11 protein-coding genes are annotated in these 10,804 nt (G+C 36.8%); all 11 read right to left on the bottom strand.

All coding sequences use genetic code 11. The annotated features are described in order from the left end of the window. Nucleotides 1-274: 274 nt before the first annotated feature. Nucleotides 275-1,477 carry a site-specific tyrosine recombinase/integron integrase gene (gene xerA, locus ACR2MV_RS04800; RefSeq protein ID WP_434020765.1) on the bottom strand — a complete coding sequence of 401 codons (1,203 nt, stop codon included), beginning with the start codon at nucleotides 1,475-1,477 and terminating at the stop codon, nucleotides 275-277. Nucleotides 1,478-1,621: 144 nt separating this feature from the next. Continuing rightward, nucleotides 1,622-2,365, bottom strand: a complete 744-nt coding sequence (locus tag ACR2MV_RS04795) for a hypothetical protein (RefSeq protein ID WP_434020764.1) — start codon at nucleotides 2,363-2,365, stop codon at nucleotides 1,622-1,624. A gap of 119 nt (nucleotides 2,366-2,484) precedes the next feature. Then, entirely contained in the window at nucleotides 2,485-3,168 is a 684-nt protein-coding gene (locus tag ACR2MV_RS04790) for a hypothetical protein (RefSeq protein ID WP_434020763.1), read from the bottom strand. A gap of 13 nt (nucleotides 3,169-3,181) precedes the next feature. Beyond that, nucleotides 3,182-5,206, bottom strand: a complete 2,025-nt coding sequence (locus ACR2MV_RS04785) for a DUF3857 domain-containing protein (protein WP_434020762.1) — start codon at nucleotides 5,204-5,206, stop codon at nucleotides 3,182-3,184. Continuing rightward, a complete protein-coding gene (locus tag ACR2MV_RS04780; RefSeq protein ID WP_434020761.1) occupies nucleotides 5,172-7,007 on the bottom strand; it encodes a transglutaminase-like domain-containing protein in 1,836 nt (611 codons plus the stop codon). The genes ACR2MV_RS04785 and ACR2MV_RS04780 overlap by 35 nt, the downstream gene beginning before the upstream one ends. Nucleotides 7,008-7,015: 8 nt before the next feature. Then, the gene (locus ACR2MV_RS04775; protein WP_434020760.1) at nucleotides 7,016-7,810 is read right to left on the bottom strand and encodes a hypothetical protein; all 795 of its coding nucleotides are present in this window, start codon (nucleotides 7,808-7,810) and stop codon (nucleotides 7,016-7,018) included. Nucleotides 7,811-7,879: 69 nt separating this feature from the next. After that, nucleotides 7,880-8,707: a M48 family metallopeptidase gene (locus ACR2MV_RS04770; protein ID WP_434020759.1), complete on the bottom strand. Its 828-nt coding sequence runs from the start codon at nucleotides 8,705-8,707 to the stop codon at nucleotides 7,880-7,882. Next, nucleotides 8,695-9,126, bottom strand: a complete 432-nt coding sequence (locus tag ACR2MV_RS04765; protein WP_434020758.1) for a hypothetical protein — start codon at nucleotides 9,124-9,126, stop codon at nucleotides 8,695-8,697. Before ACR2MV_RS04765 ends, ACR2MV_RS04770 begins: the two co-directional genes overlap by 13 nt. Beyond that, nucleotides 9,123-9,536: a DUF2752 domain-containing protein gene (locus ACR2MV_RS04760; RefSeq protein WP_434020757.1), complete on the bottom strand. Its 414-nt coding sequence runs from the start codon at nucleotides 9,534-9,536 to the stop codon at nucleotides 9,123-9,125. The genes ACR2MV_RS04765 and ACR2MV_RS04760 overlap by 4 nt, the downstream gene beginning before the upstream one ends. Before the next feature lie 3 nt (nucleotides 9,537-9,539). Continuing rightward, nucleotides 9,540-9,878, bottom strand: coding sequence for a TM2 domain-containing protein (locus ACR2MV_RS04755; RefSeq protein ID WP_434020756.1), 339 nt, complete (start codon nucleotides 9,876-9,878; stop codon nucleotides 9,540-9,542). A gap of 50 nt (nucleotides 9,879-9,928) precedes the next feature. Continuing rightward, nucleotides 9,929-10,804: hypothetical protein (locus tag ACR2MV_RS04750; RefSeq protein ID WP_434020755.1), on the bottom strand; the 876-nt coding region annotated here is incomplete at its 5' end.

The following is a 10,804-nucleotide window of genomic DNA, read 5'->3' as shown; positions in this document are numbered from 1 at the left end:
CTCTCCGTTTTTCTCTTTTATTTTCACTATTCCACTTACAAGATAGGATTTAATATTCCAAGAATTCCATCCATCAGCTTTATGAAATATTATTCTATCAGATTTTCTATTGATATGTAAAAAATTTTCATCTTTAAGATACCCTTCAATTATATCAAGTATCTCCCCTTTTTTCAAGTGGTCAGATTCAATTTTTGTCCGAAATTGTATGGGTAGAAATATCATTTTATTAATTAAGCACAACTTGTTATATGAAATTCGTCAATACCCTATATCAGAAGTTCTCCTGGGATAACGAATTATTATTGTTTTTGTTTTGGGGCGTTGTCATTTGTTTGATAAGGGTGTCTAAGGGGCTTTCTATGTTCAGCATATCGCGTTTGCTTACATGTGTGTAGATCATGGTTGTTTCTGGTCTAGAATGCCCTAAGAGTTCTTGAATATACCTTAAATCTACTCCTTGTTCCAATAAATGTGTGGCATAACTATGCCTCAAGGTATGTGGTGTAACCTTTTTGTTAATTCTTGCCAGTTTACAGGCCCTCTTTAAAAATTGTCTAATACTGGTCGGTGTGTATTGTTCTCCTTCTTTTTGACCTTCTACAAAGAATCTTTTTGGTTTATAAGTCATCAGATAATTCTGAAACAACTGCCTAAAGCTCTCTGCCATAATAACATACCTGTCTTTTCTGCCTTTCCCATTTCTTATAAAAATCTGCCTCCGATCAACATCTATATCGTTTAATTCTAGGTTGATCAATTCACCTATACGCAAACCGCTTGAATACAAAAGAGCGAGTACAGCTTTATGTTTTAAATTCCTCGTATTTCTCAGCAGATCAATCACTTCCTGCTTCGATAAAACAACGGGTAAAAACCTACTTTTATGAGGTCTTTCCAACCCCGGGTTTTCAATTCGGCATGCTGGATGAAAACTAGCGAATTGTTTTATCGCACTAATAACTTGCCTATGTGTACTCACTGAATACTTGCGTGAAACACAAACATCTTCTACAAAGCGTTCGACATCTCTGTTTTCAATATCAACAATAGCTTTTCCTTTCAAATAAATAGTGAAATCTAAAATATGAATATAGTAAGTCCTCACAGTGCTTTCGCTCAACAACTTACCCCTCAGATATTTTACAAAGCCTCTTAATCTCCTTTTATCTTCAGCTGTTAATTGCTTCGACCGTATTCCACGGATTTTTTTTACCAACCTTTCACGAGAGACTGGTTTGGAAGCCGAATATCGAATAGTCTTATCAAAATTAACCATTCTCAATCTGCCATATGCTCTTTTTGCATCTTCAATATGCTGTTTACTAAAAGGCAAATACCAGCAAGTCAGTTGACGATTCCAATAGGCCCCAAGATGCCTTGATACAGCAATCAATTCATCATTATAGGCAAACCGAATTAAAAGAACAATTTTCGTCCCTATTTTACCTTTAGACAACCTTACTTGTTCACGCATTTCAAACCAATTTATAGCAGCTTCCTGATACGTGCAACATCGATCTGGGACAATGATTTACGACTCAAGAAGCATGTTTCTATCTACTTGGTAAAAACGATAAACAGAGGTCAACGGTAAAATCAAATTTTACTCCGGCAAAGCTTAATTCTCAACGCCCATATAGATCAAATCAATAACAATTAGATCGGCCCGTTCACTGAGCTGCGTTTTTTTCTCTACATCATATCCCATAACAAATTGAAAGTTAATGATCAGATACATCTTTGAGGTCACAGGGACTCCATTGATAGCTGCAGGTATCCAGCCCTTATTAAAATCAGTCAATGCCTTTTTAACGGGTTCAATAAGCTTGGGTTCATAACTGCTTTCAATCGAAAAATTTTCTGTTGTCCCTGTTTCGGTAACATCGAAGGATGCCAAAAACATCCCTCCTTGCGCCTTGTCAAAAACAGCCTGCGGTGTTTTGATGGTATATTTTAATACACGATTGATCTCTTGTTGAAAACCAATGTACCGTGCAGGATGATCCACTTTTAACACCTGATAACTTCCATCCTTTTTTACTTGAATAGAATCCTTGTCATACATGGTTCCATGATAGCCAACCATTTTGTTTTGGTCAAAATCATACTCAAGATATAACTTGTTATTTCTTCCTCTAAAAGACCAAACACCCGATTTTTTTCCTTGCGAATAACTTCCATAAGCCAAGGTGTCCTGGGTACTTTTACCAATTTTCAAATAAGAACCCTGTTTTTCTTTTGTACTCTTGTCTATGGTATAGAACTCTTCATAAAAAGTTGCTGCGTTCTTCTTCTTTTTCAAACTCTGCCCCACCATATCAACACTCGTCAAACACAACAGCACTACCATTACTCTGATCATCATATCGCTTTTAAAAAATAATTGTCAAAAATATTTATTTCTTTTAAGGAATCAACTCTTTCTTACTTATTTTATTTAGTGTTCTCTGCAATTAATTTATAACACATTTCCAAAACAGCTTACTCATTAAAATCCTTGCTACAACACAAGTCAATTCTGTCGTAAAGCGCTCTAATGGTTCGTCGTTGCAAAATATTATCCTGGTTTGCATCCAAAATTTCTAAACCTGCCAAACTCAACCTTAAGACTTCACCATCTTCAACCAGCGATATGTTTTCGACTTTCCCAACAAATTCTTCCAGTTTCAGCTCAACTCTTTTGTGCATTTTAACCTCGCAACTACTAATTTCAAGACTAAATCCTAAATAATCAATAAATCTGCGCAATCCTGAAAAAAACTGTGTTCCCAAATACATAAGAAACACACCCAGCAAGATCATAAAGATCTCCAGTTCCTGCCCGTTATAATAAGCCAATATTTTTCTGGCACCAAGCAAAAAACCCAATAGAAAACAACTGATCGATAACAGAATCGCAATAAGATCCATGACCATGGCCAAAATAGATCGAGACAAGACTAAGTTGGCACCATGGGTCTCTACTTTAAACCCTAAACTATTCAAGTAGTTAAAGTTTTTAATGGCAGCATCTTCCTCATCGATTATTTTTTTCATGCCCAGCGCTTCTGGCTCCATGCCTCTTTTCCTGAATTCCGATGCCAATTCAATTTTGGCACCATAGGTTAAATTTGATGCTTTCGCATAAATCTGTACTAATTCTTTTGATTCTATGGTAGTGTACATGCTAATTTTGATTTTAACTGCTTTTAAGTTTAAGCAACAACCTTTTATTTCGTAAAGCCTTAAGTAATTCATTTACTTGATCCACCTTCACAAAATCTTCTTTGAGAATCATGTCTTTTTGAATGACATAATTCGACTGTAATTTGATGGAACTTTCACTTATTCTGGTGAGATCGAACTGATACATGGCATACTCATTTTCAATTTTCATTTCATCTTCATCAAAACCCAATACTTCAATACCTGCTTCAAAATTCATAATAAACATACAGAAGTCAGAATAGGTATAGTCCAGATAGGTATCAAATTGAACGGCATCGCTTTCATTTTCAATTTGACTGTGCTGTATCAAATCCTCCAATGAGATACTCACAATACTGTCACTCACAAATTTTACAGCCCCTTCAATTCTTCCATCTGAAACGACGGTATAATGGAAAGGTTTTTTATTTTTTAATTCTATTTTATGCACAGAGTCAATTTCAAAAACATCTTCCCCTCCCTCAAATTTCAACAAAGCATCAAAATATTCTCCCACTTCTTCATTTTTATCCAACATACTGTAGAATCTCCGCAGATCGGTTGACATACCTCCGGATACTGAATACCGGTGCTTAAAAACCGTTTTCTGTGCCTCGATATTCACATCACAAAAATAAATCTGCTTTACGTAATTTTTGTTGAAATTCATCTTTGGTAAATTGATTATTTTCACCTCTACATCATCAACTTCGGCCATCTTAAAATCCAGACTGATATACTTATCATTTCTTTTGACTTCGCCCCTGTTTTCAGGCCTTACGATCACAGCCCTTGTGTTAAAAACCGAGGTAGGAATTTCATTCGGATAATACTTGTAATCAGCTTCATTAGGATATAAAAAATTCATGGCACCCTCCTCATTTTTGTAGGCAAAAAAGATATGATCATACTCCATCTTTCTGATAAAATAAGGATCAATAGGTCCGGAGCGCCTGCTTCTTGCAAAGACAGCCCAATAGTCAATTTCAAGATCTTCTAAAAAACGACGATACAGCCGCCTGATGCTATGTGGGTTAAGTCTTTTTTCTTTTAAGAAAAAACCGTTCGACTTGAAGAATTCATCCACGATGACCGGTTCCATTTCCATGGTTTCATAAACTTCATTTATCAGCAGGTCCAACTGTTCATATTTCGTCAATTCTCCATGACCGTTCAACACCTTTCGTCTCCATCGCTTATAGTAAGATGCGTTTTCAAAATCCAATCGAAACGGCTGGGTTATCACATTAAATTCCTCATTATAAACCTCTTTCCAGGTTCTCTTGGCTTTTTCAGGTTTGTCTAAAGAGAAATAAACATAAGGCAGTTCACAAGGGTAACAGGCATATTCATTCTCAGGCATGGCTTCCTTTTTTTCCTCCCTGAAGGCACAATACATAATGGTATCATTTACAAAGTATGCAGGTTCAGGAAAAGCATTATAGGTTTTATACCGCATATTGACAATAGGCTCCGCACGTACTGTATATTCTGATGCCATGCTTGGGATGGCTGAATTCAAATCAACAAACTCAGAGAGTTTATCCTCCTCTACATACTGGTAATATGTATACATCGCAACAATGGTATCTCCTGGTTCCACTCCGGGAATGGGATAATCAATCGCATCAAACTTTAATTTATCTTTCCTTTTAAATACCTCACTGGAATCCATTTTCACAACCGATCCGTCGCCTTTGAGCGTCTTAATATCAATCTGCCTTAAATGATTGCTTACGTATTCAGACAATTTCAAAAAGGTGTGTTTTTCAACACCTTCAGTGGTGTTCACCACCATTTTAAAATTCACGGCCGTTACTTTTTCAAATTCGTTCCATGATTTTCGGTAAGAAACATCCTGGTAATGATGAATAAAATAAGCATCCGCTTTCTCACAAATTAAGTCAAAATCCGCAGTCGGGATTGAATCATTCTCAAAAGCCAAGACCTCCATGGATAACAACAATAATAAGACCGAGATCTTATATGTTCTTCTTTTTATAAACAATAGGTTCATTGATAACTTTGTTAAATGTATTCAAAACGTGGCTTGTGATTTTTTCGTTATTCTCATCGATAAAAAGAGCATCGAATAAAAATTCATAGGTGTATTCTACTACATATTCAGATGTGTTTGAAACATGAAGCTTAAAGCTAACGCCTTCTTCAGTGACAGAACGATCAACTTCCTTAAAATCTTCTATAGGCTCAGTCAAACGAATGCGAAGGTGCACTTCTTTCTTAAACGGTGCGCCAACAAAAGTACCTTGCAGCAGCTTTCCTCGATGCTCATTTTCAAATAATGGAGGTATAAAATCTATAAATAATAATCTCTTGTCTCCATCTTTAAAGATTTTCCCGGCCACTTTGATCTCTCCGCTCGTTGAAATGGCCTCCGGCTCCTTTACAATCGACAGTCCCGACACATGTTCCTGATCAAATACAGATTCATAGTGTTTTAGTCCTGATTTATTCATTTGCTCCTGATCCGAGTTTAAGTAGGTCCAGCGTAAAAAATTTCCTGAAATCCCATTATAGGCCACTTTAAAAGTGCCCGACAACTCCTGCATATCGGAAGCTACATCGAGATCTATATCATACTGAATCAAGTTTTCCACCGGGCCAAATGCCTCCATTTTATAAAAGTCGCCTCCTGTTGGTTCCACTACCAGCAACGTTCTGTTCTGTAAACTTTGTACAGGTGTTCTCAATTGATGAATCGGATCCGTTGGGTCGATCGGGATAACTTCGTTGTTCACATAAGCCAAACAGATCACATGGTTGGCTGAGCTCAAGGAAGGAAAATCACAATCGGCAATATGACTATGTGTTGCTGCCAATGCCAACCTCGTCTCAATACCCTTGTATTCCAAAGCTTGAGAAATGAAATTTGACAAATCTTTACAATCTCCCTGTTTGTTTTTATACACCTCGTTTATAGGGGTTGGAATAAAGGCGCCCATCCCAATCTCGATCGCTACGTATTTATAGTTGCTTCTTACATATCCATAAAGCACATCGATGATTTCAATAGGATCAGAGAGACCCTCGGTCAGTTTGTCAATTTTATTCTTCACTAAATGATTGAGCCCTCGTGTATCCTCTAAATTAGTCAGGTACCAATCATTCATATATTTTCTTTCTTGCCCTTTATAATCGGTCGGCAAAACGATGGTTCTCATCAAAGGAGACTTCATATTTCTATAAATCCCAAACAAAGACATTAAATCCGGCTCCAGGTTTTTTGGTTTGGTTTTAATAAGAAACCTTTTTGCCCCATCCAGTTGTAGCGTATCAATGGTCAAAAACGCCAAGGAATCAGTATGGATCGTATTGTAGACAAATTCAAATGAACCAGGAACCTCAATATCATAACTAAGTGTATCGATTGCATGATTGGAAAATAAAGGCAAACTGGCAAAATACATCAACTCATCACATTTCACCTTGTACTTTATATTCACTTCCGTTTCAGAAGGAATCAAAATAGATTTCAATTTCTTACTGGTGATATACTCCAGTTTAATTTCCTCTTCTCGAATAGAAGGTTGAGTAAGCTTATACCGTCTCCCCTTTTTTTCATAGACCTGGATATCAGTTACAGTTTCAAGTTCCGTATCGTAAATAATTGGAAACTGATATGCCGCTTCTTGTGCTCGCACCTTTATGTTCACAGTTTTCACGAAAGAGGTATCTGCCAACACTTGATAAGTTTCTTTGAGATTACTGATCGACAGTTCCTGCCCATGCAAATGATTCAAAAAGATCATGCAGACAACAACTAAAACCAACCTTTTTATTGAATTTCTTTGATTCATACTTTCATCTATTCCTCCGAACCGTTCATCAGGTCAATTTGAAATTTACTCACATCAAAGGCCGATTTCAAACCCAGTAATTCAGCTGCTGCCGGATCCGTCTCAAAAACCTCGGTCAAGGTAGTAACTTGTGCCGCGGTTTTTTCTTCCTTCCCCTTGAGAACATAGTATTTCAGCAAAATCAAATCAGCTGTGATCTGATCGTCAAGACGCAACTCAGAGCCCTTTAAAACAGCCTCCAAAATAGTGGGAACCTCACCATCGTTCTCACCGATCTCATCAAATAAATAGGTATTGGCCAGGTCCACTGTATCGGTCGTGTCGTAGTCATTTTCTTTCGACAGATCCTTTCGATAGGTCATTTTATCTGCATTGAGAAAGTACCATCTTGTATACGAATCATTCTCCATCTGTATGTCTTCTTCAAACTTCTTCTTTTTTACACTCCAATTGGTAAATGCAATTAAAAGCTCATCGCCGCCCTTCTTTAAAACGACGACACTAATTTTATACCTTTTACCACCGGGGGTATCGATTTCAATCCGAAGAGGCGTTTCTACAGCAACATACTTTTTTATAGCTGTCAAAATCGAAGCAACCTCTTCAAGGCTTGCATCTGGCAACAATCCTTCTCTTAAAAATAAATCGATGTATAAATAATGAGTTAAATAAAAATCATCCATTTGAAGGTAATTCACTTCCTTCATTTGATCTGACTTTATATGAATCCTCTTAGACTGTGCGTTTCCTAAAGTTGAGCACAGCATGAAAAGCAACATGCCAATGTATATACTATCTTTCATAACAATGTATTTTTTAGTAACGGTTTTTACCGTCAATTGACCGGTCTCGTTCCAAAGCATCCTTGATTACTACTGAACTTCAGACGCTTCCTCAAGTCTTGTTTTTATTTTATTCCAGGTAGTTGCATCCAGTATTTTTTCATAATCCGCTTCCATACGCTCACTATATTCAATGATATACGCAGCACGTTCTCGCGATTCAGGATGCGTACTTATCCAATTGACATAACTGCTAAACTCAGTTTCCTGATCGCCTAAATTGAATAAAAAAGTGGCAAAGCCTTCCGGATTGATTCTTGATGCCACCAAATAATCAACCGCCTTCAAATCAGCCTCCTTTTCCAGATTCCTGTCAAAAGCTGTCGATGAAACTAATCGGGCCGATTCAAAGATCAGTTCAGAATTACTGCTTCCGGTAGTTGTGGTGATCAAGGCAGAAAGTCCAATTTCCTTGATCAGTTTTTTCATCACATGATCAAGTTGAATATGAGCCATTTCATGCGCTATAACGCCAGAGAACTCATCTTGATTTTCCATAGTCAACATCAATCCTGAATAGATTACCAAATGCCCGTTTGGCAATACAAATGCATTTATTTCATCGTTCTCCAATACATGGATCTTCAACAGATCTTCTTGAAAATCATTCGCGTTGCTAATTCTATCCACAATTGAATCTATGGAACGTAGAATGAATGGGTCATGAATAACTTTTTCTGACTTTTCGATAGAATTCCATAGCAGATCACCGAGTTTTTCTTCTAATTTTATACTGGATTTTTCAATCCCAAAGGTTTCAATCCAGTTCACCTGAGCCAGCACAAACCAAGTTCCCAAAAAGAAAACGATTAACAGTGATGCAGCAGTGATTGTTTTTTTTATACTCAGGCTCTGCATAAAATTGTTGTAAGTTGCCCATAAAAATACCATTCCACATGAATGCCTTTTCGCGTTTGAATGGCCGTATAAACGGTCGCAATAAATTCGCTCACGTTGCACATGACAACCGTCATTAGGTAGGCGATGTATAGGTTTGAGACCACTTCCTTGTCTAAAACAATTGAAATGGTCCACCAAAACAATATACTGTTCACAATCACCAGCGTTAACTGTGAAAGCAAGGCCTGGGTACAATGCCAGCGAACAAAATAAGTGCCACGCCTGTTTCCAAGATAGAAAAACAAGGTGGCCATCAAATTAATGATAGGAATGGGTAAGCCCGCGATGACAGCAACCAAAGACATCAGATAACTGTTGGATGCCTTCTCACATTCATGCTCTCCCGGTGCATAACTAAATTGTTGTACCTTGATCATAGTCCTTTATTAATATTCCAAAGCCAGTTGATCGAAATCAAAATAACCATGATGATGGCATTTTTCGGCTTCATTAACTGATACTCCATCTTCTTATAAAACAATAGCAACGTGGCTCTTTTAGTAATGATGTCTACAACGATCCACAAGGGCGCAAGTACCATCACCAAAGCAATCAAATAGCCTAATGGATTGATCAAAAATGATTCGGTATACTTACCCTCCAGTAAAGTCACAATAGATCTTGTAGATCCGCAAGAAGGACAAGGCAGATCAGTGGCATGTTTAAATAAACAACCACCGGCGAACACTTGTTCTGTTTTGGCACCCTGCGTTTCAAAATAAAGCCAGCCAAATCCGGCAAAGCATGCAATAAGAAGTATTGAATAGAGTGAATTTCGTTGCTTCATTCTTTAAACAAGCACTTTTTTTAGCGTTGCCATATTCCTTTCTCTGGTGGCTCCCATAATAATGAACCAATCAATAATGGCCCAAATACCAAAGCCGCCACAAGTAACGAGTTTTCCTATGCCAAGGCCAACATCACCAATAATAAATCTATCAATTCCAAGGCTTCCTGCAAGTAGTGAAACTATTAAACTGATGGTTGGATCTTTAAATTGTAGCGTTTGGACGTCACCCCATTTGGTATCCTCCATGTCTAATAATTTTTCTCGTATCAAATTCATTTGATGACTTTCAAAGAATTTACCGTTTGTTAGCATGAACATATCAACTTTTTGCGATTCCATAGTTTATTTTAATTAGTGTTTTTTGATTATTTATAATGGGAATAATGAACCTAATGAAACAATTCAGGGCTCTTTTTATATTTCTTTTTCTCTTTCTTACTAAATTCTGCCAAAAGTACCGTTGGGTTAGATTCAGATACATAAATCTCCCTGTCTTTCAATTTGTGGACGCCGTTGGCAGTAACAAAATAAGGACTCAAAAATCTCTCTCGATTTATATAATCTTTCATGGTGACTTTTTTCTTTTTTTCAAAGCTCGCATCATATAAATAGCGTACATTAAAATCCAATCTATGCTTTTCACCTTCAGACACTTCCATAACGCCTAAGTTGGTTTGTGGATATACTGTCTGTCCGATTTTTACAAAAAATGAATTCTTTTTAAATCCTTTATATTCTGCAATGGTACCATCTTCATGTTCTATAATGATATGATTTCGTTGGCTGCTATACCAGTTACCCACAGAATGATCTGCTAAAAAAGTATTATTTAATTCTATGACAATCCCTTTTCGCATACTACAAACTGTATCTGCTTTATTCGAATAAACAATATACGCTTTCCAGTCAATCGGCTTTTGCGCACCAAAGTATACTTCGTTGAGATTTGAAGCCTCATTTATCACTATTTTTTTATGATTTTTAAATGGAAGTACATATTGAAACGCAGTATCTACCTTCGGGTTAGGAACTCCTCTTATATAATTATAAGACATAGAAAATCGAATTGATTTATCAGGATCAATGGGCTGCAGTCTTAGAAGATTGCCCGATGAAAATTCAACGACATCCTGATAAATTGTAGGATAAGAATTCTCAAGAATTGGAAAAACAACCTTTAAAAAATAACTTCCTGGTTTCTTTTTGACATATGAAATATCAACGCTTCTGTCATCTTGAATTTCATATTTAACTTCAATATCACG

The organism is Lutimonas sp. (genome assembly GCF_051011215.1).
In the GTDB taxonomy this organism is placed as follows: domain Bacteria; phylum Bacteroidota; class Bacteroidia; order Flavobacteriales; family Flavobacteriaceae; genus Lutimonas.
Note: the sequence above shows the minus strand (reverse complement) of the source record. Positions and strands in the feature narration are given on the sequence as shown.

Bases quoted from the DNA above. Each gene is read 5' to 3' on its own strand.
- ACR2MV_RS04775 (WP_434020760.1), bottom strand. From the start codon at position 7,810: ATGAAAGATAGTATATACATTGGCATGTTGCTTTTCATGCTGTGCTCA.
- ACR2MV_RS04770 (WP_434020759.1), bottom strand. From the start codon at position 8,707: ATGCAGAGCCTGAGTATAAAAAAAACAATCACTGCTGCATCACTGTTA.
- xerA (WP_434020765.1), bottom strand. From the start codon at position 1,477: ATGCGTGAACAAGTAAGGTTGTCTAAAGGTAAAATAGGGACGAAAATT.
- ACR2MV_RS04795 (WP_434020764.1), bottom strand. From the start codon at position 2,365: ATGATCAGAGTAATGGTAGTGCTGTTGTGTTTGACGAGTGTTGATATG.
- ACR2MV_RS04780 (WP_434020761.1), bottom strand. From the start codon at position 7,007: ATGAATCAAAGAAATTCAATAAAAAGGTTGGTTTTAGTTGTTGTCTGC.
- ACR2MV_RS04785 (WP_434020762.1), bottom strand. From the start codon at position 5,206: ATGAACCTATTGTTTATAAAAAGAAGAACATATAAGATCTCGGTCTTA.
- ACR2MV_RS04765 (WP_434020758.1), bottom strand. From the start codon at position 9,126: ATGATCAAGGTACAACAATTTAGTTATGCACCGGGAGAGCATGAATGT.
- ACR2MV_RS04755 (WP_434020756.1), bottom strand. From the start codon at position 9,878: ATGGAATCGCAAAAAGTTGATATGTTCATGCTAACAAACGGTAAATTC.
- ACR2MV_RS04790 (WP_434020763.1), bottom strand. From the start codon at position 3,168: ATGTACACTACCATAGAATCAAAAGAATTAGTACAGATTTATGCGAAA.
- ACR2MV_RS04760 (WP_434020757.1), bottom strand. From the start codon at position 9,536: ATGAAGCAACGAAATTCACTCTATTCAATACTTCTTATTGCATGCTTT.